The organism is Aquiflexum sp. (assembly GCF_041751335.1).
In the GTDB taxonomy this organism is placed as follows: domain Bacteria; phylum Bacteroidota; class Bacteroidia; order Cytophagales; family Cyclobacteriaceae; genus Aquiflexum.
The window spans coordinates 1-22,208 of record NZ_JBGSXS010000272.1 but is presented as its reverse complement, the minus strand read 5'-3'; the positions used below and the strand labels follow the sequence as shown (position 1 = coordinate 22,208).

Annotated in this window: 22 protein-coding genes and 1 pseudogene; 1 reads left to right on the top strand and 22 read right to left on the bottom strand. The window is 39.4% G+C overall.

Annotated elements, in window-relative coordinates:
• Positions 1-255 precede the first annotated feature (255 nt).
• From ACEW8U_RS14980 to ACEW8U_RS14905, 16 genes are all read right to left on the bottom strand, one after another.
• On the bottom strand, positions 256-2,754 hold the full coding sequence (locus ACEW8U_RS14980; protein WP_373522860.1) for a heavy metal translocating P-type ATPase: 2,499 nt from the start codon (positions 2,752-2,754) through the stop codon (positions 256-258).
• A gap of 91 nt (positions 2,755-2,845) precedes the next feature.
• A complete protein-coding gene (locus ACEW8U_RS14975) occupies positions 2,846-3,298 on the bottom strand; it encodes a cytochrome C (protein WP_373522859.1) in 453 nt (150 codons plus the stop codon).
• Positions 3,299-3,323: 25 nt separating this feature from the next.
• Positions 3,324-3,527 (bottom strand): hypothetical protein, encoded by a 204-nt coding sequence (locus ACEW8U_RS14970; protein ID WP_373522858.1) that lies wholly within the window; start codon positions 3,525-3,527, stop codon positions 3,324-3,326.
• A 104-nt stretch (positions 3,528-3,631) separates the two neighbouring features.
• Positions 3,632-4,642 (bottom strand): cbb3-type cytochrome c oxidase subunit II, encoded by a 1,011-nt coding sequence (locus ACEW8U_RS14965; RefSeq protein WP_373522857.1) that lies wholly within the window; start codon positions 4,640-4,642, stop codon positions 3,632-3,634.
• The gene (locus ACEW8U_RS14960) at positions 4,635-6,395 is read right to left on the bottom strand and encodes a cbb3-type cytochrome c oxidase subunit I (protein WP_373522856.1); all 1,761 of its coding nucleotides are present in this window, start codon (positions 6,393-6,395) and stop codon (positions 4,635-4,637) included. The genes ACEW8U_RS14965 and ACEW8U_RS14960 overlap by 8 nt, the downstream gene beginning before the upstream one ends.
• Before the next feature lie 425 nt (positions 6,396-6,820).
• On the bottom strand, positions 6,821-7,588 hold the full coding sequence (locus tag ACEW8U_RS14955; RefSeq protein WP_373522855.1) for an ABC transporter permease subunit: 768 nt from the start codon (positions 7,586-7,588) through the stop codon (positions 6,821-6,823).
• A complete protein-coding gene (locus tag ACEW8U_RS14950; protein WP_373522854.1) occupies positions 7,572-8,303 on the bottom strand; it encodes an ABC transporter ATP-binding protein in 732 nt (243 codons plus the stop codon). The genes ACEW8U_RS14955 and ACEW8U_RS14950 overlap by 17 nt, the downstream gene beginning before the upstream one ends.
• Positions 8,296-9,597 carry a nitrous oxide reductase family maturation protein NosD gene (locus ACEW8U_RS14945; protein WP_373522853.1) on the bottom strand — a complete coding sequence of 434 codons (1,302 nt, stop codon included), beginning with the start codon at positions 9,595-9,597 and terminating at the stop codon, positions 8,296-8,298. Before ACEW8U_RS14945 ends, ACEW8U_RS14950 begins: the two co-directional genes overlap by 8 nt.
• Entirely contained in the window at positions 9,543-10,622 is a 1,080-nt protein-coding gene (locus ACEW8U_RS14940) for a hypothetical protein (protein WP_373522852.1), read from the bottom strand. Before ACEW8U_RS14940 ends, ACEW8U_RS14945 begins: the two co-directional genes overlap by 55 nt.
• 53 nt (positions 10,623-10,675) lie before the next feature.
• Positions 10,676-12,691 carry a Sec-dependent nitrous-oxide reductase gene (gene nosZ, locus ACEW8U_RS14935; RefSeq protein WP_373522851.1) on the bottom strand — a complete coding sequence of 672 codons (2,016 nt, stop codon included), beginning with the start codon at positions 12,689-12,691 and terminating at the stop codon, positions 10,676-10,678.
• Between the two features lie 21 nt (positions 12,692-12,712).
• The gene (locus tag ACEW8U_RS14930) at positions 12,713-13,219 is read right to left on the bottom strand and encodes a c-type cytochrome (RefSeq protein ID WP_373522850.1); all 507 of its coding nucleotides are present in this window, start codon (positions 13,217-13,219) and stop codon (positions 12,713-12,715) included.
• Positions 13,220-13,243: 24 nt separating this feature from the next.
• Positions 13,244-14,491 carry a hypothetical protein gene (locus ACEW8U_RS14925; protein WP_373522849.1) on the bottom strand — a complete coding sequence of 416 codons (1,248 nt, stop codon included), beginning with the start codon at positions 14,489-14,491 and terminating at the stop codon, positions 13,244-13,246.
• A gap of 149 nt (positions 14,492-14,640) precedes the next feature.
• Complete coding sequence (locus ACEW8U_RS14920) at positions 14,641-14,907, bottom strand: hypothetical protein (RefSeq protein ID WP_373522848.1); 267 nt, start codon at positions 14,905-14,907, stop codon at positions 14,641-14,643.
• Between the two features lie 568 nt (positions 14,908-15,475).
• On the bottom strand, positions 15,476-15,676 hold the full coding sequence (locus ACEW8U_RS14915) for a hypothetical protein (RefSeq protein ID WP_373522847.1): 201 nt from the start codon (positions 15,674-15,676) through the stop codon (positions 15,476-15,478).
• A 23-nt stretch (positions 15,677-15,699) separates the two neighbouring features.
• Complete coding sequence (locus ACEW8U_RS14910; protein ID WP_373522846.1) at positions 15,700-16,107, bottom strand: cupin domain-containing protein; 408 nt, start codon at positions 16,105-16,107, stop codon at positions 15,700-15,702.
• An 11-nt stretch (positions 16,108-16,118) separates the two neighbouring features.
• Positions 16,119-16,448, bottom strand: a complete 330-nt coding sequence (locus ACEW8U_RS14905; protein ID WP_373522845.1) for a carboxymuconolactone decarboxylase family protein — start codon at positions 16,446-16,448, stop codon at positions 16,119-16,121.
• 721 nt (positions 16,449-17,169) lie between these two features.
• On the opposite strand from ACEW8U_RS14905, the gene typA reads away from it, so the two are divergent.
• Positions 17,170-18,975 (top strand): translational GTPase TypA, encoded by a 1,806-nt coding sequence (gene typA / locus ACEW8U_RS14900; protein ID WP_373522844.1) that lies wholly within the window; start codon positions 17,170-17,172, stop codon positions 18,973-18,975.
• Positions 18,976-19,436: 461 nt separating this feature from the next.
• Here typA and ACEW8U_RS14895 read toward each other — a convergent pair whose 3' ends face one another.
• From ACEW8U_RS14895 to ACEW8U_RS14870, 6 genes and pseudogenes are all read right to left on the bottom strand, one after another.
• Positions 19,437-20,027, bottom strand: a complete 591-nt coding sequence (locus tag ACEW8U_RS14895; RefSeq protein WP_373522843.1) for a HipA domain-containing protein — start codon at positions 20,025-20,027, stop codon at positions 19,437-19,439.
• Positions 19,993-20,154 (bottom strand): hypothetical protein, encoded by a 162-nt coding sequence (locus ACEW8U_RS14890; RefSeq protein ID WP_373522842.1) that lies wholly within the window; start codon positions 20,152-20,154, stop codon positions 19,993-19,995. The genes ACEW8U_RS14895 and ACEW8U_RS14890 overlap by 35 nt, the downstream gene beginning before the upstream one ends.
• 14 nt (positions 20,155-20,168) lie before the next feature.
• Complete coding sequence (locus tag ACEW8U_RS14885; protein ID WP_373522841.1) at positions 20,169-20,471, bottom strand: RES family NAD+ phosphorylase; 303 nt, start codon at positions 20,469-20,471, stop codon at positions 20,169-20,171.
• Positions 20,471-20,998 (bottom strand): antitoxin Xre/MbcA/ParS toxin-binding domain-containing protein, encoded by a 528-nt coding sequence (locus tag ACEW8U_RS14880; protein ID WP_373522840.1) that lies wholly within the window; start codon positions 20,996-20,998, stop codon positions 20,471-20,473. The genes ACEW8U_RS14885 and ACEW8U_RS14880 overlap by 1 nt, the downstream gene beginning before the upstream one ends.
• A gap of 53 nt (positions 20,999-21,051) precedes the next feature.
• Complete coding sequence (locus tag ACEW8U_RS14875; protein ID WP_373522839.1) at positions 21,052-21,315, bottom strand: hypothetical protein; 264 nt, start codon at positions 21,313-21,315, stop codon at positions 21,052-21,054.
• 527 nt (positions 21,316-21,842) lie between these two features.
• A pseudogene (locus tag ACEW8U_RS14870) lies at positions 21,843-22,208 on the bottom strand (NADP-dependent isocitrate dehydrogenase); the annotation flags it as partial.

Below are 22,208 nucleotides of genomic sequence, written 5' to 3'. Positions count from 1 at the left end.
ATATAAGGTTTATGCATTACACTATAATTAGTTTATATTGCATGATTCCATGATAAGAAAATATCAGGGTGGTAAAAAATCAATTCTTGGAGCTGCTCCGCCGCTCCTCGTGATTTGCAATCGCGAGGACAGATAAATGGAATTTGTAATTCCCATAGAACCCTCCGTAAATGAGACCAGGATTACAAATCCTGATTATCTGTCGTTCGCCATTACAAATGTCGAACAGCGGGAATGGCGAACAGCGGGGAATAATTAAATATCAACGGTCCTTAACCGTAAAGCATTGCCTATAACAGATACAGAGCTAAAACTCATTGCCAATGCCGCTATCATGGGTGATAGTAATATCCCAAAAAAAGGAAATAACAAACCTGCTGCAATCGGAATACCTAGGGTATTGTATATAAGTGCAAAAAACAGGTTTTGCTTGATGTTTATCATTACTGAGTGACTCAAATTGCGTGCTTTTACAATGCCCTGCAAATCGCCTTTTATCAGCGTTATCATTGCGCTTTCAATGGCAACGTCTGTACCTGTTCCCATGGCAATACCTACATCACTTTTTGCCAAAGCAGGGGCATCATTTATACCATCACCCGCCATTGCCACCACTTTGCCCTGTTGTTGCAGTTTTTCCACTTCATTCATTTTATCTTCTGGAAGCATACTGGCTTTAAAATCTGCTAAATTGAGTTCGTCAGCAACGGCTTTTGCGGTGTCGTGATTATCGCCTGTCAGCATAATCACATCGATACCTTGTTTTTGAAGTTCGGCAATGGCTTTCGCACTTGTGGTCTTTATTTTATCGCCAATCACCACATAGCCAGCTACTGTTTGATCAACAGACAGGTATGAAACTGTTTTACCCTGCTGCTGGTATTTTTTAGCCTCTTCCTGCATTGTAGAAGTAATTTCTGCATTAGCATATTCCATCATTTTCGGATTGCCCAATGCAACTTTTTTATCTTCAACTATTGCCTCAACACCTTTGCCTGTTACAGCACTGAAATTTTCAGATTTTAGAATATCTACGCTTTGTTCTTTACCATATTTCACCGTTGCTTCAGCTAATGGGTGCTCGCTATTGCTGTTTAATGAAACGATATATTGAAGCACTTCGCTTTCACTGAAACCATTATCAAAAGCACCCATTTTTTCTACTGTGGGTTTGCCTTCGGTTATGGTGCCTGTTTTGTCAATGATCAAGGTATCTACCTTGTTTAGCTTTTCGAGTGCTTCGGCATTTTTGATCAACACCCCATTTTGGGCGCCTTTGCCAACACCAACCATAACGGACATTGGTGTTGCCAACCCTAAAGCACAGGGACAGGCAATAATCAACACAGCAATGGCATTCACAAACGCAAATACATAAGCAGGTTCCGGTCCCCAAATAGCCCAAACCGCAAAGGTGAGCAAAGAAATAAGGACGACAACCGGAACAAAATAGCCTGAAACTTTATCTGCCAAATTCTGAATAGGGGCACGACTTCTACTGGCATTATTCACCATATGAATGATCTGGGATAGTAAAGTGTCGCTACCTACTTTTTCTGCTTTCATCAGAAAAGATTGGTTGCCATTAATTGTGCCACTGCTTACTTTATCTCCCTCGGCTTTATTTACAGGAATAGGTTCTCCCGTAATCATGGATTCGTCAATGGTGGTTTCGCCTTCTGAAATTATACCATCTACAGGTATTTTTTCGCCAGGTTTTACTTTTAAGATATCCCCTAATTCTATTTTGTCGATACTCACTTCTACTTCTTCACCATTGACTATTTTAATAGCTTTGTTAGGTGCTAATTTTAAAAGTTCTTTTACCGCCGAATTGGTTTTGCTATGGGCACGGGCTTCCAATAATTGTCCGAGAAGTACAAGGGTTAAAATTACAGTTGCAGCTTCAAAATAGACGTGAACTGCACCTGATTCGGTTTTAAACTGTACTGGAAATATATCCGGAAAAAGCATTCCAAACACACTAAATAACCAAGCCACCCCGGCCCCGATTCCGATCAGGGTAAACATATTGAGATTCCACGTTTTAATACTTTTATAAGCACGCTCAAAAAACATCCAAGTGGCATAAAACACCACTGGAATGGACAATGCAAACTGAATCCAATTCCAATGTTTTTGTTCCAGTATTTGATATAATGGATTGTTGGAAATCATTTCACTCATTGCGATCAGGAAGATAGGTAACGTGAAAACTGATGCTATCCAAAATTTCCTTAACAGGTTTTTGTATGTTTTTTCTTCCGCTGAGAGGTCAGCTTGTAGTGGCACCAAATCCATACCGCAAATAGGACAGGCACCGGCTTCATCTTTTACTATTTCCGGGTGCATTGGGCAGGTCCATTGTTCTGACGAGGTGCCCGATATATTTTGCTCTTCGACTAAATCCATTCCACAGACCGGACAATCGCCTGCTTTGTCATAGGTTTTATCGCCTTCGCAATGCATCGGGCAATAAAATGTGCCCGTGCCTTTTCCATTTAATTTCTCTTTTTTAGCTTCCGGATGATGTTGATGCCCGCCGGATTTATGAATACTATATGTTGCACCATCATTTTTTAAAGCCTCTTGAAATGTTTCAAATGGAATATGTTTTTCCATTTCGATGGAGGCTTCAGCCTTTTCTAAATCAACTGATGCTTTTGAAACCCCTTTCACATTTGAAAGTATTTTTTCTACATGACCGGAACATCCCTTGCACGTCATTCCTTGAATATGATAAGTATGTCTCATTTTTTTTGTTATTCTATAAAATCGTAGCCATAAAAACTATCCAGAGGCTATTTAAAACCCTCAAGTTAAATGATATCTTTCTTTGCTCCTATCAGAAAAAAGATTTGTAAAATTCCGGAGTTGAATACATGATGAAATAGAAAAGTGCAAAGCCAATAAAAGCCACTACCAAAGCCCAAACCCAAGCTGGAATTCCCTTTGGAGTTTCGGAACCCGTAACAATGAATTCATCTTTTCTCTCACTACCATAAGCATTGAGAATTATAGCAACTTGATTGTCCACTATCTCACCGGATTTTAACCCAACTACAGATATTTCCGGACCGTTGCGAACTTCAAACGGGATTTCTTTGACACCTTCCACATTATTGGAAGACTTTGCCACGATCCTCAACCGATGCTTGCCATCAGGTATTTTGGTGGTATCCAGCACAAATTTGACAGGTGGGTGAAATTCGGCAAAAGGCTTTTCTTCATCGTTCAGGAATACTTTAATGATTCTGCTGTCATCAAATTGCCCATCTATAATTATTTTGTTTGTCATAGTAAATTCATGTTTAATAGTCGATTCAGCTATAGCTGTCGGATTCATTTACCAGTCTTCCTTCATTCACAACAATATTTTTAATATGGTCGGGATCTTTTTCTTGGGGTCTTACGAGAAATTTCACACTGTAAAAAAGTGTGAGGCAAACGATAATAATTCCAATGATGATGATTACATAATCCCACTCGCTTTGCGGCCCGGTACCATGGGTTATATTTTTCAGCATTTTGGGCTGGTTTTGCTTACACAATTCGCAGGCTAAAACTGAAGGCATCGAACCTATTAAAGCGAAAATTGTGGCCAAACTGAACTTCTTTATATTTCTCATAATTATTGAATTTGATCCTTGACAAAATCCCTGATTTTTTTAACATTCTCAGCTGTTATTTCCGGGGCATCATTTCCCCAACTTTTTCGTTCATGATTAGCGACAGCGGCAATCTCCATATCGCTTAACTGATCGGCAAAGCCTGGCATCTGAGCAAATTCCGGACGGGCATCATAGCCTTGCAAAATGATCCTTACCAGCATCTCCGGGTCTGAGTCATTCACGACCGGACTTCCAATCAGGGATGGAAAAGCCCCCGGCAAGCCAGTACCATTCGCTTGGTGACAGGCTGAACAGGTTGCCATATACAAGTTTTTTCCATCAGGAAGTTGTTTTTGCCCCGGAACACCTATGGCAGCAATGGTTTCTTCCAGTTTTTTTCTTTTTGATGGAATAAATTCCGGCTGCTGACCTGTGAGTGCCGCCTGCTTGAGTGATTGCAGGTAAGCCACCAGATCCATGGCATCCTGTTTTGGTGTTATCACTGTTCCCTTTTTTTTATACTCAGCTGGCACGGGTATTACTTTTTCATCCTCGCTCGGGGCGGTCTTTTCTTCAAACATCCATGGGTAAGACGGCATAATGGACGCCGGCACTACAATGCGGGGATTATATAAATGCAGCAAATGCCAGTCTTCGCTTGGCTGTCGCTTTCCAATTTCGGTCAGGTCAGGACCTGTACGCTCACTTCCCAACAAGGAAGGCGACTGTCGCCAGATGTCCATGCGCTGTTTGCTGTAATAGTAATCCGAAGGAATGGATGGCCGGGTACCCCAGGTTTTATCCATCTCTATACTTCTGACCTGCTGGGTATGACAAGCTACACAGCCTTCTTTAATGAATAAATGCAATCCCCGAAGTTCAGCTTCACTCATGGGCTCCATCTCTGCCAAAGGCGCTGTATTGTTCTGCATCTGGTAGGCCGGGAATATTGCTACCCCAAGACTTAATATGAGAAAGCCCAGAAAAGAAATAAAGACTAAATTTCTAAGATTTTTATGAACATTAAACATGAGCTTTGGATTCTTTTAGGTCTGCACTGCTTTTTATATTGCTTTTTACACCGTTATCTTGCCTCACCATCAGGTAAATATTGTATGCAAAAATAAGGTGTGAGATAAACATGAGCGTACCTCCGATTGCTCTGGATACCCAATATTGCTTCATCATGATTACGGACTCTATGAAAGGTAATCCCTCCACCCAGCTCAAACCTTTGAGAGTCCCTCCGGCCATCAATGAAATCGCATAAGCAAAAAGTCCGATAAAGGCCAACCAGAAATGTGCCCCCACCAATAACTGTGGAGGCTCTTTTCCGGTGATACGGGGAAGTATGGCATATATACACGCCCATAGCATAAAGGTGATGATACCATACATAGTAATGTGGGAATGAGCCACATTGAAATCGGTAAAGTGCCAGACGTAGTTGGTGAAACGGAAAGCCTGTAAGCTACCCTGTGCGGATCCGACAAAGTAATAAATTACACCTACCAGGAAAAAGGGCAAGATATAACTTTTGGAAATTTGATGAAAGCTGCCTTTCATGGTCATCAGGAAGTTAGTGGTTCCTGCTATTACAGGAATTAGCATTCCTGCGCTGAAAACAATTGCCACTGTTTGCAGCCACCAAGGAAGCGGACTAAACACAAAGTGATGTGTGCCGATCATGGTATAGAAAAGCATCTGTGTCCAGAAAGCCAAAACGCCCAAAGAATAAGAATAGATGGGTTTGTTCAGCGCTGCCGGCAAGTAGTAATAGAGGAGCCCTAAGGTAAATGTCATGAACCACATGCCCACACCCTGATGCATGTAATATCCCTGGGTCACGGTTTCGCCCAGACCGTTTTGGTAGAAAGGCAAATAGCCAATTATTATTAACACAATGGTCCACACCATGGCGCCCAATATGTACCAATTCGATACGTAAATTTCGGAAATCTTCCGGTTGGCGACTGTCTTATAAAAATTTAAGAAATTGATAACAAGTCCTATAGCGAAAAGCAACATCACTGGCCAGATGTACTCTCGGTATTCTCCACCTCCATTGTTGATTCCGCCCATCAGAAATAGCGAACCAAGTAATACGGCTAGGTTAATCAACACAAATGCAAACCATCCCCATATATAATTGTAGATTTTTGTGTTACTGGTCCTGGCTATAACAAAATAACCCAATCCATACATTGCCAAAGATGCCCAACCCCAGAATACAGCATTGGTGTGTACCGGTCGTAATCTGCCAAAGGAGAGCCAGGAAATATTGTCCAATTCCGGCCAAATAAACTTCATCCCTAAATACTGACCCACCAATGTGCCGAAAACCAGCCAAAACGCAGCCGCTCCAATATAAAATACGACGAGTTGTTTAAGTTTTTCCGGGGTTTCCAATGCTTCGCCGGCACGCTTTTTTTCATCTGCTATGGGATTATCCGGCTCGTTGGTTACTGCTTGAATAAGGCCCTTTTCATCTTTAGCTTCATAGTCGCTGCCCAACTCAGTACCTTTAAGTTGATATTTGAGGGACTGTTTGCGCTTTTCCAGAATATTGTCAATATCACCTTCCTCCAGATTAGCTAATTCTTCACTAAATTCAAGCCTTTGATTTCTTTGTCTTTTTTCATTAAGTCCGCTAACGTAACTGTTAAGCCTGGCAACAATAATCAAAACGGCTACTATCAGGATAATAGCCATTAATACTAATGTACCGATAATCCCAGGACTGCTCAACCAATTTTCGGTATCTATGGAATCCGACTGGGCCATCAGTGAGAAAGGATTTAAAATTAAAAGTATAAGTATCAATTGTTTTTGCTTCATTTTATATCTGTCATGATGGTTGTTTAATTCTATCTATTTGACTATAAGCAGCTTTACAAGAATCCTTAAGCAATGAAATATCACAGGGCCCACAATGGATAATAGCTGACAGTGAACTAAAATTTAATAAGATTGGTGTATGAAAGTTTAAAAAAAATCTGTTTTTTTATCCTTTGATGTGATTATATCGTCTTTGCAAATGAATTTTCACAATAAACAATTTTAAGTTTTTTTAATGCGCTTTGCATTACACAATTTTAATAATAGGTTACAGGTTTCTCACAAATCAGAAGACTATCCTTTGAAATCGCAGGGATAGGTCTAAGGAATCTGTAGTTCCAATAGCTCAGTGAACATTTATTAAACCCTTTTTAAAGGTCCTTTCGGTTGAAAATCCTGAATGCCCCCAAAACCGGAATGAATGACCACAACAGTAAGACAATTATGCTGCCTATTATACCCTTCCAATCACTGAAAAACAGGTTGAAAATAGCACCACTATACCCCATCAAAGCTGCAGCCTCGGTCTGCATTAGCACCACTATTCTGCCCAGATCAACAGGGTTGAGAAAAGTGACAAAAAGGATACCTTTTTCTATGGGGTAATCACTGAAGTTGTACATCAGCAAAAGAATAATTCCATCATATATTATTACAAAATACACCCAAAACAACAACGATATTCCAATCCCCTTTGCCTTATCCCTGCTTAGAATACCTCCCAACAGCGCCAGTGATATGAAGACCATCGTCAGCATTAAGGATACGATGAGCACCAGGAAGGAAATTTCCGAAGGATGCATCAGCAATAGTGGCAAGCCTAGCCCCAGCAATAGAATAAGGCCAAAGGAAATGGCCAGGCCTAAAAAAATACTTCCCAGAACCGCTCTTCTTTTAAGTGGCTGAGCCAATAAAAGGACGATAAATTCATACATGTTGTAATAGTAAATCGTAGAAAAAATCACCGTGATCATCGGCACAACCAATAGTACCAAGTTAAAGATTCCAAGTATCGCTTTGTCACCTTGTCCCTCCAACATAAAGAACCCAAAGACAGCTATCGCAAGGAAAGCCATATACAAAAAAAGAATCCAATTGCGGAATAAATCCAGAATGACAAATTTAGTTATCTTTAGCATACGCCTCATCTGTCTTTAAAATTTGGGCAATTATTCTGTTAAGTCGAGATTCTGAAGTTTCCTTTTTTAACTGCTCAAGGCTTCTATAAAACCTAACTTTTCCATCTATTAAATACGCAACATGTGTAGTTATTTCATCCAGGTCATTTAAAATATGTGAAGTAATCAAAACCAGTTTTCCGGCATCGATTTGTGCCTTTAATTTATCCTTTAAAATCTCATTGGATATTGGATCCAACCCTGCGGTAGGTTCATCCAGAATCAGTATCTGAGGATCAAAAAGGAAGGCCAGTGCAGCACTGACTTTTTGCTTCATACCTCCAGAAAGGATCCCGAGCCGCTTTTTACCCATTCCTTCAATATTATATGCTCGGTATAAGTCAAGATCATATGCCTGATTACCCACATCGGACCGAAGTTTTTTCATCATGGTGAAAAGTTGCCTGACAGACATGTTATCCGGAAAGCTGCTCATTTGGGGCATGTAACCAATCTGCTTTCTATAATCACTCTGTCCTTTAATGGATCTACCACCTACTGTCGTTGTGCCGTTGTTCGCTCCCACGAGACCCAATATAATCTTAATCAAAGTTGTCTTTCCAGATCCATTGGGACCAATCAATGCCACGCTTTGACCTTTTTCAAAATCCAAACATATATTATCCAAAACCTGATGCTTGCCAAAAGCTTTATATAGTCTATCAATATTAATCATATTTTATGGGCTTAATCAGGGGCTTTTCATCTACCAATTGCTCCGGAATCATCGATGGAAACAAACGTTCAGCCATCTCCAAACTGTTTACTAAAAAACTATGCAATAGCATGTTGGCCGCCGGAATCTTCTCAGTGACCAATGCAAAAAGATTTACCGGCCTATGGGGCACATCACCTATTCCGTCTTTATCCAGATCATACCCCTTATATTGCCCCCAATAATTTCCTTCAAAATGATTTAGGTTGGAGCGGGAATTGGTAAGAACTTCAAAAGTATTATTGATAAAATTATTTGAAATAATCTTGTTGTCCAAGCAGTTTCCTTTAATGTCCATGGCTTTTCCATTGGAGATAAAATTATTGTTTTCTAAGGTAATCCGGTTAGCACCTTCAGCATAAACCCCTGTTGTGTTTCTTTCAAAGGTATTATTGAACACCAATCCGTCGCTGATTTCCTTTAACAGAATTCCGTAGGATGCACCGCCCCAGTTATCAACAAAAACATTATTTATCATTTTAATATGCTTGCTGAACATTACCGCAACTCCTGCACCATTTCTCTCAAAAGTGTTGTCCTGATAAGTATCATAGTTGGAAAACATAAAATGCATACCATAGCGCATGTTGTTTTTGCTGAGGTTTCCCTTAAACAAACTTTGATCAACGAATTCCAAATAAATGCCATCGCGGTGATGGCTTAACTGATTGTTGACCACTTCTATCCTTTTGCTTTTCCAGATATGAATCGCATTACCCGAATGGATTTCGTCCACTGATTTCCCGGTCACCACATTATCTCGAATAGTGCAATCACTGGTGTTTTGTAAATAAATACCAAAAAAAGAGTTTAGCAGTGTATTGTTCTGAATAACTACCCCCTTTACTTCAATCAGTTTGATAGCCGCCCTGTCTTTCAGAAAACTTACACCTATATTTTTGAGTGTTAATCCATGTATCAACACATCGTCCGATGTAACCACAAAAATCTCATCCCCACCCTCACTGTCGATTACCGGGTTGTCTATTCCAATTAAAGTAAGTGGTTTGTTGATTTCGATCAAATTCTCCAAATAAAGCCCTTTATTGATAAACAGGGTATCACCGTCATGTGCTAAGGAAACCGCCATCTTAATATTGGATAAATCAGTACCTTTCCTAACATGCCAGGTACCAGCGAAAGTTGAAATTTCTCCAAATCCAAAAAAACATAGTAATAGGAAAATTCTAAACTGAAAGGTCATGGCTGCTGCTGGGAGATTCTGGAGGATAAATGACTTTTTAGGCTTTCCCAATCAAATAGATTCGGATTATTTGCAATAAGCTGCACATTTTTAAATCCGGCCAAGTTAGCACCCATCGGGCTATTGTATTTTTCAGCGATTATAAAATGCATGCTGCCTACGGGATGTAATATGCCGGGATCATCATAGGCTATCCCCAAGACATAAGCGTAGTCTGATTTGTCCTGTTGTTGCATATACGGCACCATACACTCCAATGCATCGAATTTAAATACCTTACCTTTAGCGGTAACCAGTTCCGCCCCGTATTTGGGATCGGCAATGCTCATTTTACAATAGACGCAGTGATCTTTGCCAAAAACAATAGGTTCTGGATTTATACCACAACCTACCAACAGCAAACCAGCAATAACTTGGATTAATATATTGTTAACCTTTTTTTGTTTCGATTGACCTGTTGCTTTCGTTACTAAATCTGCAGGTTCGAGTTGATCTATTTTAGGTTTATGGATCTTTTTTAAATAAGCCAAAAATGCAATAATAACAGCCAAACCAAGAAAGGCTGCCCCCCAATGAGGATAAGATTGAACATAGAAATTAAGCAGATCCTTGGCACCGAATAAGGGAGGTTGATAGGTCATACCCTCTATTTTTATAGGAGCTGTCGGATCAAGATTGTGCCCGTAATCATATAGCCAAAGGTAAAAGTCATAAATTCCTAGTATCCCCAATAATGAAATAAGGACGGACCATGAAAGGTATGCCCAGGCCTTGTCTATTACCACAACGACGAGCCCCAAAGCCAACAATCCATAGATAATAAATGGAAAGTATTTCAATTCAGGAATGGAATCCGGGTGAATTGATTTCATTCCAATATAATGATTTAGAATATTGATATTTTGAAGTATATACTTGTCCGTTCCGGAAATTTTATTGACCCAGATATGAAGTTGTAATCCTCCTGGAAATTGAGCAGCGTCCAAAAGTATTTGCCACAAGGGGAAAAAGAAAACTGCGCCAAGGCTCAACAAAGCCAGGATCATCAAAATTCTTGAAGAGGGTAAAATTCTCATCTGAATATTTTTTTATGATACTGCCACCAATTAAAAGTGGCAGTACATTTATTTTATTTGCCTGCATTGGTTTTTGCTTGATCATAGAAGGCATTTGCCGCCTGCTGACTTTCTCTAAGCTCTTCATTAAGACCCCATTTAAGAGGCACATCCGAGCCTTGAGCGGATACTCTTGCATATCCGGACATTTCCTGGTGAAGTGCAGAACAGAAATCTGTGCAATAGAAGGCAAATACACTCACTTTCTGAGGTTCCCATAAAAGCGTCCTGGTTTGTCCGGGCATTACCAACAATTCCGCATTCCTGGCACCCTGCATGGCAAAACCATGAGGCATATCCCAATCCTGTTCCATATTGGTCACATGAAAGAAAACCTTATCCCCCACTTTCAAACCTTCTATATTATCCGGAGCCAAGTGACTTCTCATAGCAGTCATATAGACATGGACTTCGTCACCATCTCGTTCTACCCTGCTATTTCCCTCACCCAAGGTGACATGAGGGTGCGTGTTTTCTTCAATTGGGTAGAATTTTTTGGAATTGGGCATTACCATATCTGCGGCAATAATCTGGGCATAATGGGGCTCTGACTTGGTGGGGAAATCCAGTAACATCTTCATCTTGTCCCCGGATATATCAAACAGTTGAGCCGAGTGCATCATTTCAGGACCAGTTGGCAAGAACCTATCTTTTGTGATTTTATTCATCGCTAACAAATATTTTCCGTTTGGTTTGCGGGTTTCGCCGCCTGGAATGGTAAGGTGCCCGGGCGAATAATAAACTGGATGCCTATCCAATATTTCCTTAGTTTCCACATTCCATTTTACCACCTCCGACGAGATAAAGAATGTGGTATAAGCATTTCCTCTACCATCAAATTCGGTATGCAAAGGTCCCAAACCTGGTTTTTGGACTATACCATGTAATCCGGCTTCATAGCTGATTATAGGAATTCCGTCAAATTCTCCATCAAAATTCTTTTCTTCAATCGCTTTCATCATTTTACTAAAAGAATATACAGACATATCCGCAGACAATTTACCATTGCCGACCAAATATTCACCTGTTGGATCCACATCAGCTCCATGAGGTGATTTCGGGACAGGGATAAAATAGACCAAGTCAGGACATTCTTTAGGATCGAGAATTTTTGTGGTAGTCAATTCTGTAGATTTCACTATGCCGGAAGCCTCATCATGCAAATTATGATAGTAGGACGTAGTTCTTTCCGTAAATTTTCCCGCAGCCAGACACTCCTCTGCTTTCTTCCAATTGATGATTGCCATCAAATCCTTATCCATCTGGGAAGCATTAACTTCCAAAAGGGTATGTGCCTGTTCGGAGTTATAGGACGTCAGAAAACTCCACCCGTGTGACGGACCTTTGCCATTTCTGGCCAGGTCATAATTAAACCCGGGCATTTCTATTTGGAAGGCAAGTTCCATATGACCATGCTCCGGATCAACGGAAACATAGTTGATCAATCCCTTGAAATTCTCTTTAAAAGATTCAATCGGAACATCTTTCTGTGGTATGGGAACACTAAACCTTGTCCCAGAAACCAAATATTCTGAATTTTCGGTAATAAAGGGTGCACAGTGTAAGCCTGCGACATCAGGGATTTCTAGAATTTCAACTGTCTCAAAAGTGGTCAAATCCACACGGGCAATCCTTGGGGTGTTGTTTCCATTAACAAATAACCACCTACCATCAAATTCACCGTTTTGCTGAGAAAGTTCAATGTGGTGAGAATCATCCCACGGTACAAACCCATAAGAGGTATTGAACATTGGTTTGGTTTCTTCACTATAGCCATAGCCATTTTCAGGATACTGGGAAAAAACCGGGATTTCTTTAAACATTCTTCCCGAAGGGATACCATATACAGTTACCTGTCCACTATATCCACCGGATAAAAAAGCATAAAATTCATCGTATTCCCCGGGCGGTACATAGACTTGTTCGGCAGCATCACCATGGACTATTTGCCTGGTGTCCCGGTTGCTACATGATGCAAGCATCAATATTGCCACTGAGATTATTTGTAAATTAATTGTTGATCGATTCATAATACTTTCTTTTTGTATGTATTAGGAAGTAGCACCATCTTTTTCACCTGCTGTTTCCATGTCATTATTCCGGAGAAATTCAAGTATGTTTCTAGCATCGCCAATAGAAACATTTTGATTTGGCATTCTGGTAAGACATTCTTCCAGCATTTTTTGGGCAGCAGGATCCTGATCCAGCATGACTTCTACATTGGTGATCATGTTCATGATCCACTCAGGCTTCCGTCTGTTTGTTACTCCCTGAAAACCCGGGCCTACTACCCGCTGATCGGTTAACTTGTGACAGGCGGAACATTTCATATCATATATAGATTTCCCCATTTTGACCATACCAGTATCTATTTCATCGGATAGTTCTACCTGGGTAATTTCCCCTATTCCTTTGCCTTCTGCAATGGATTTTGGGACTTCGGGCTCATTAATTTCCTGATTTTGAGATGTTGCGTCATTACTTTCATTATTGCCTGAGCCACAGGAAAAAAGCAATATGCTAAATAAAGCAAGCGAGAATAGAGTTAGATTTTTCATAGAGTATTTGTTTATTATGTGTTTTTAATAAGCTATTATCATCTTAGGATTATATTTATAGATTGGAATTTTTATTAAATAAATGATCATCAATAAAATTGAAAGTGGAATCAAGACAGATGCGCCGAATATCAGTTCGTAAAATACCGGAAGCTGTCCCCATTGTAGCCAATAAAATAGGCCTTGGACAAACAAAAGGAATTCACTTAATACAAAACCAATAACAAATAGGTATTTCCCTGTCTGCATGACTTTTTTTCTTTCATTCACAAGACCGATCCCAAATATTAGCGCAAACAAAAGTCCCGAAACAAAACCAAGCATGGTTAAATGGATAAATCCAACCATAAATGATCGAATGGTAAAGGAAACTACAGCTACAGAAGGCACTAGTACGGCACATTGGATAATAATTTTGAACATCCAAGAAAGCAATCCAAGGGCATAAAATGATTTGCCTAAAGAGGATTTATTATTCAAATAATTGGGTTTGTTTTCCTTAATCAAGTTAATAAACATCAGAAATGCTCCTAACTGAAATACTATGCCCAAACCGTTCAATATTAATGGAATAGACCCCCCCAAACCCCATTCCAGTACCAGCCCATAGGTTAAAATGACAGATGCCAAAAGCAAGGCATAAAACCATTTGAAGGTGCTGTGATTGTAATTGGAATTTTGGGATAACAAGCCCATTAACAAAGCCAAAAGAGAAAAGGTAAACCATCCATGGAATTGGAAATGCAAATAAAATTGGATGGCCAGCTGATAAAGTGTAGAGCCCCTTCCCAATGAAATTGTCAATGGCCCCAAACTCCACACCCCCAAAGTAGAAAAAACCAAAAGGACCAGCGCCGTCTTGAGTAACAAAGAAATTTGAGGATTTTTGATGTCCTGGTCACGCCATACAAGATAACAAAAGAGATAACTTGCCAATATGTGTAATGTAGAGAAGGTAATGGAAACAACACCATAGCCCTGAATTGGAAAACTGACCATCATCCCAAGCACCGTAATCTGTGTAAACCAGAACAGCCATGAATAAATAGGTTTGGCCCATACTTTTTTTGGTAGAAAACAATGGCCAATAAGAATATAAAGTGCTAAATAAACCCATCCCAACATGGTAACATGGGAATGACCATGCATTAAGTTCCTATAATCTAACCAATTGATTTCCCATATAAATGCCCCTCTTAGCATCAACCCCATTACTGAGGCTATAAAAAAATTAATAAGAGAAAATAAAACCCAATTCTTATTTATTTTCATTTTCTTAATTTTAATGATTAGGTGACAAGTATTATTAAATGCCCTATTGAAACAGCACTTTAAAGCCTGAACCATGAAGGAGCGACTTTGTAACAGGGGTGGTTGATGATTTCAAATCCTCATCTATTTCTTCGATTGTCAATCTTTTTCTATTCAATTGAACATTCTGGACACTCCTTAACAATACCTTCCTTCAACTCGATTCCGTCTATATTGCGTGTCATAAATTCTTGAATGATCATATAGCTGTCTTGATGATTGTTGATGTCTATCTGTCTATCTTTAAGCAGTGTTCTGATTTTTCCGTCATACTCTTGTTTTCCCCAACATACCGGGCAAGTGCCCTCAGGAGAAACCAATTCCTCTTCCTTATTTTCACTTTTAAAATATTGGATGATATTATCTATGATGTCCATATTTCTTGTTTTGGGTCTTCATTTTTCTGTTTCATTACGCTATACACTGTTTTTTTAATGCACTTTAATTGCATCCTTAATTACAGGGCCATTGTAAGGGTCACAACTTCTATTAATTACCTAAATATTTAATATTAATACTAATACATCTTCAAACCTGGGGTGTTTCCAATCCTTTGATTTGTATTTTATTTGTAAATATTTTCATTTTATTAACTGCATTGAATATAATTTTTAATAATGTGTAATTTAGTTATCTCTTAAGAGTCAGGCATTACAAATCTTCAAAGATTCATTATATATTTCACTCTTAGCACACTTCATTAGGTTTAAGATTGAAAACTTAAGCGGGTTACTTGATGTGGGAATTACTGAAAAAGGTATGGAAATATGGGGATTTTCTGGATTTTGGATAGTTCATTTGTCCACACAAAAAAAACAGGCAAATCCCATTTCACTGAAGGGAGAAGTGTATACCAAATATCAACAGAAGTTTATCTTATGATATTTAGTAGTAACCATTAAATAGTCGGGTGTTAAAAACCAACTTTTGAAAATTATAAAAAGTTTAAGATGACTTACCCATTATTTTATTTTCCCCATAGGTCATTATTCCATCTATGATTCCCGCAGGTGCAGTAAAGGGATGTTCTGTTTCTTTCCCTATTCCCATGATGTGCATTACTTTCCAGCCATTAACTTTCAAATAATCTGAAACCCTGGAACGATGGCAACGCCACCAGAATCTACTCAATTGTGACCATTTCATAAATCCGAATTTAATTATTTACACTATTTTTTTTTATCTTCCAAGGTTACCGTAAGGGTTAATAAAAAAATAGTTTCTTCCATAGCAAGTACGCTGTGTGGGATACGCTCATGAAGTGCCAGCATTTGCCCCTTGTTTAATTCAATAGATTTATGATCAGTAGTAAACTTTATTTTTCCTTCAATTACCTGTACGCTTATATGACCGTTTGCTGTATGCTTAGCCATTTCAGCCCCTTCGTGAAGAGCTATAAGTACAATGCGTAACCCATCTGTTTTAAAAACAGTTATGGCATTCCGATCGCTTTCTTTCCAGGTTGACTCTTGTTTTAATTGCTCAATAAAAGCCGGAATGTCAATGGGCACTAATTGTGCATCCAAAAGATGGTCTGTAGTGCGCTGCGGGGTTGCTTCATTAAATTTCTTTTTCATCACGTCTATTTCTATTTCTCCATCTCAGCCATCGCAATAGTTGCATGGGCGTAAGCTGCGCCTGCACGCATTTCTGAGGCAACCCAAATAGCCTCCATAATTTCCTCTTTGCTCGCTCCTTTTCTCATGGCTTGGGTAGTGTGTGACTGAATGCAATATGGACATTGCGTTACATGTGCAACAGCAACGGCAATCAATTGCTTTGTCTTTTCGGGAAGTGCTCCTTCCTCAAATACTGTTTTGCTGAAATTACGCCAAGCTTCAATATTTTTAGGAGCCAAAGCTGCCTTTTTATCTGCAAGATCCTTGGTTACTTTTGGATATAAATTTTCGTTTTTCATATTTTTAGTTTTTTATTTTTAACTCTTTATATCGACCGTATTACACGAAGAAATTGATTGGTAAAGCCCCATTAGTTATCGGACCATGAGCATGGCATGTAATTCTTCATGACCTTTTGATAATGAAATGGGCATTATAAATTCCATGATAATGTTGTTTTAATATTATTTTTGCTCATACCTATCAGTATTTGTAAAAAGGATCACATATGAGCAGCACAGCGCTTTATATTATGATGGATGGCTGCAATGGTATGGGTATAATCAACATAAGCGGAAACAAAGGCTTGATCTGAATTTTGCTTTGTTGTGTTTTCATAATTATTTGCAGATGAATTTTCACAATAAACAATGTTAAGATTTTTTATAAAACTTTGTATTACACTATTTTAATAATAGGTTACAGGATTCGCACAATATTTACTTTTTAACTTTATATTTAAAAAGATTAATTGAAGTTTTTCGTGATTTGTAATCGCGCGGACAGATAAATGGAATTTGTAATTCCAATAGACCCACCCTAAACAATATTAGGATTACAAACCTATTTTACCTTACCAAAACAAAAGTGCCAATCTAGGGACTGTTTCATCAATGGTGAAAGAGTATTCAATCCTGTAAGTGTAAGTCCCGCCTCCATTAACTTTTCATTATGATTTTTAAGTCTTGCGGTACGAAACAAAATATTCTTCCTACCTTTGCACCCTAATTCAATTTTACAATGCTTAATATTCGGAATATTGCGATTATCGCACACGTTGACCACGGTAAGACCACCTTGGTGGACAAGTTCATTCACATCTCCAAAATCTTCCGTGAAAACCAACAATTTGACGACCTGATCCTTGACAGTAACGACCTGGAAAGGGAAAGAGGGATCACCATTCTTTCAAAAAACGTCTCCGTTAGATACAAAGATCACAAGATAAATATCATTGACACCCCAGGTCACGCTGACTTCGGCGGTGAGGTGGAAAGGGTATTGAAAATGGCTGATGGGGTTATCCTCTTGGTAGATGCCTTCGAGGGTCCAATGCCTCAGACACGTTTTGTATTGGGCAAAGCTTTGGCTTTGGGATTGACACCGATCGTGGTGGTCAACAAAGTGGACAAAGAAAACTGTAGGCCTGATGAAGTCCATGAGGCTGTTTTTGACCTGATGTTCAACTTGGACGCCACCGAAGACCAACTGAATTTCCAAACACTTTATGGTTCGGCCAAAAACAATTGGATGGGACCCGATTGGCAAAATCCGACAGATACCATTCTTCCTCTTTTGGATGCAATCATTGAGCATATCCCGGCACCTAAGATAGATGCAGGTACCTTGCAAATGCAGATCACCTCTTTGGATTACTCTTCTTTTGTTGGCCGAATTGCTATCGGAAGGGTGAGAAGAGGAACAATCAAAGAGGGTGCACAACTGACACTCTGCAAAGCTGATGGGGTATTCAAAAAAGTTAAAGTAAAAGAACTTCATGTATTTGAAGGCTTGGGCAAAGTTAAGGCCACAGAAGTCCTTGCAGGTGATATCTGTGCAGTTACAGGAATTGAGGATTTTGAAATCGGTGACACTTTGGCTGATTTGGAAAATCCTGAACCGCTTCAAAGAATTTCGATAGATGAGCCTACGATGAACATGCTCTTCACGATCAACAACTCACCATTTTTTGGTAAGGAAGGCAAGTTTGTGACTTCAAGACACCTGAGAGACAGACTTTTCAAGGAAATGGAAAAAAACCTTGCTTTGCGGGTGGAGACTACTGACAACGAGGATAAGTTCCTAGTTTACGGACGTGGTATCCTCCATTTGTCAGTATTGATTGAGACTATGAGAAGGGAAGGTTATGAAATGCAGGTTGGTCAGCCCCAGGTGATTTTCAAAGAAATCGATGGTGTGAAAAATGAGCCTATCGAAACCTTGGTAGTGGATGTACCTGAAACTACTGCCGGAAAAGTAATCGAACTGGCTACCCAAAGAAAAGGTGAATTGTTGGTCATGGAACCTAAGGGTGACTTACAACATTTGGAATTCAAAATCCCTTCAAGGGGATTGATTGGATTGAGAAACAATGTGTTGACCATGACACAAGGTGAAGCTATCATGAACCACAGGTTCTCAGCATACGAACCATTCAAAGGGCCTATCCCGGGAAGAATAAACGGTTCCCTGATATCCATGGAAGGTGGGCAATGTACCGCTTATGCCATCGACAAATTACAGGATAGGGGTACATTCTTTATCGATCCGGGAGATGAGTTATATGCCGGTCAGGTTATTGGTGAAAACTCCCGTGACAATGATATCGTCGTCAACGTACAAAAAGGCAAGAAACTGACCAACATGAGGGCCTCAGGTTCTGATGATAACGTAAGAATCCAACCTGCCAAAAAGTTCTCCTTGGAAGAAGCCATGGAATATATCCAAAAGGATGAATACCTTGAAATCACTCCAAAATCCATCCGTATGAGAAAAATTTATCTGGATGAGAATGAGAGAACGAGGATGGCGAAGAAAGAAGCTTAGTAGATTTGAGACGTGAGATTTGAGATATGAGACTTGACCTCGAAGGTTTTTTTAACCTTTGAGGTCTTTTTTGTCTGCGTTTGGACCTTTGATCCGCCGCGGCAGACCGAAGGTCTTGACATTTAATTAAACCCTTTGGATCCTAAAAGGGGGGAAACCTTCGAGGTCCTGGCGTCCCGGTAGGGCAGACCTCAAAGGTTACGGGAGTAGACCTGCCAGATTTTGAAAATCTGGCAGGTCTACTTTTTTATCACTCTAACTGGTGAAAAGGAAGCACCCTAATCCTAAACCCATCCTGTTCGAAATCATCTTCTTGTGAAAGCGTGACGAGAAAAGCCTCTTTTTTATTGAAAAATTTCATCGCTTCCCCAAAGACCATCCAATTTTCTTTTTTATTGGTGGGACTTTTAAATTTTTTTCCATAAAAGTCATCCAACCGTATCGTTAAAAAAAATCCTTTCTCATTTTTCAATGAGATGCTTCAAACGACCTTGATATGACTGTAAATAGTTTCTTTTGGTATGGTCATTAAGAAAAGAAGCCGTGATCATTTTTTCAACAAACTCTGATTTTGAAATCATCAATGCCATGATATCATTGAAAGTTTTTTCGCTGATTTCTGCTTTCTCTGCTAGTTTGGCAAATTGCAAACTGACCTTTCCAAGCGCTATATTTCTCGGCAATAGACCATCGTCCAATGCAAAATCTTTATCTTCTATATGAATACGGCTATTGAGTAAATCATAAGCTGGACTGAGCCTATAATCCCTAAATGGGGTTTCCAATATCGAGAAATTTTTGAAGTGCGCATCCCCATTTGAAAAAAGGTAATTAAAGACAAGTACTTTTAACAGTTTTGGTGCCTCCAACTTATAGGTAGGTAAATACCTTTTCATCAACTCAAAGATCTCCAAATAATTCCCTAAATACTTGTAGTGCTCTCCATGGGTTTGCGGGGTTCTTTGTGCCAATGAAGCTAAATCATCTTGAGCTAATTTTTCTACTTTTCCGGACCCTTTATCCCCCCCTCTTCTCCCTAAACCTCTGACCAAATCTTAATGACTCAACAGAAACCACTTTAATCATTTTTGCTTCGGTATGGTTGGGGTTGATCAAATAATTAAACTCTGGGGGAACAATACTACTGGGCACTTTCAAAACCGCTGCTATATTTTCCATCACAAAATCATCTCCTATAAATTGTGTTCGGGTATGGGGGGATAAGCACTCCAGTTTTCCGGAAGGTCTTTGGACCTTAACTCCAAAATATCAACTTGATCAGGAATTTCTATTTCCACATAATACCTATCGGTTGGCAGGTCTTCACTGAGATCCAAATGAACAGAAACTTCCAAAGTTGCCAAGGCTCGCGATGCGGAAGTGTAAACCAGATAGGTGTTGGGGCTGTTCCAACGGAAACCTTCAGTCAAAGCAGCACCTGTTCCACTCAATGTGGTTTCAAGGTATTTCTTCCTTTCGATTCTATAAACCCTCATCAGGCAAGATTTCCATATTCCAGCCTGTTAAGGCAGTTTCTGACTTCCTGAATACCCGTCAATGAATCAAACAGACTTTCCGGTGCGACTTCCCCCAATGAAATATTTGGCTTTTTCAACCAACGCTGGAATTTTTCCTTTTCATCATTGAACACTTCCAATCCATAATCCAACAACTCCGTCAGGACCAAAACAACCTCGCTGTCTCTACTACTAAGCAAATCCTTGTCTTTCTTTTTCTTATTATAGGTAGTTTGAGGAATACCAAAAAGCTGCAAAACCTGCTTTACGGGTAAATCTGCCCTTTTGCTCAACACTTCAAAAGATTCATAAGGAAGCCCTTTTCTGATAATATTTACACGGTCCATTTGAGTCGGCCATTCATATTCCCCTTCGGCCAATTTTAACCGCCACTTAGGATTCCTTTCCCTTGGAATGCTTCGTTTAGGATGAAACCATTTGGTGCTCACGGATTTTTCTTTGTTTTCCATTTCATTAGCAGCATATATGCTATAAACATACAACATATTTATTGCAGCCCACACGCAAGACCTATAAAAAAAAGCTGAACCAATAAGTTCTAACTAAATTTCTTATTTGGATTTTGTCTTACATCAAAAAAAGAAAGGATATCATCCCATTTGATAAGCTTTTCATCATCTTGGGACTGCTCATATGACAAGTAAACTTCTTTTTTCTGATCCTCAGTCAGGGTATTCCAAAATTGTCCTTTTTCAGTTTTCTGTCCTTGTTTTAAAAAGTCATAAACTGTTCTGAGTAGCTCCTCATTTTCAATGGTATCCAAAATTTTGTGCAAATCAGATTTTAGCTCAACCGTTCCCATATTTGTTAATTTAGTTTTTTTCTTATCAATTAATTGATCATCAAAATAATAAAAATATCCAATATTACTGATGTACTATAATTTCAAACGAAAAGTTTTAAAAAAAACCGGACATCCCTGCCAGGTTTTTTTGTGTTTAATTTAATTCGGTAATTCAACAAATGAATCACTTCATTCCTGCTATTGAAGTCAGAAGAAAGGACAAGGTCAATCCCTTCTTATTTCTTGGTTCTCATAATTAACCCTCATCCCTTATCAGATTTCTCTTTTCGTTCGAAATGACAAGGAAGGTTAAATGCAAGTAGCTATCCATCAAAAAAAGGAAAGTTATTTAAGAAAACCTTGCCTTGTCACCTCTCTCCCGACAACAGTACGGGAGAGAGGTCTATAAACCTTCAGGGGAGATTAGATTTCTCTCTACGTTCCTGCCACGGCAGGAAGGCGAAATGACAAGGAAAAGCTTGTCTTGATTCTTGGTTCTGGTCTCTTGGCTCTAAAATCTCGCCTCTAATCTCTCGCTTCTCCAATCACTCTCCCTGCGCCAAGCTATATGCCCTCACCCCATCAAAGGCATAAAGGTTTTCTGTCTTGATAAAATCAAAGCCAAGGTCTTTAATTTGTTTGAGCAATTCCAAAATTTGGCCATGGCTTACCACGGATTGTCCGGCATTTTGGAAACGGCATCTCCAATGGTCTGTGCAGAAGGTTTCTCTCATTCCACCGGGAAATACTTTCACTCCCCTATTGGTAATTAAAGTCAGTTTCATGCCATCGGCATCTGCTTTCCTAAGCTTTTCACCCAGAATATTGGGATCTCTTCCGTCCTCATCCCAATCCAAAAATACATCTACACCGATAAGATCCTTTTTGGATTTTGTGACCGGCTTCAATTT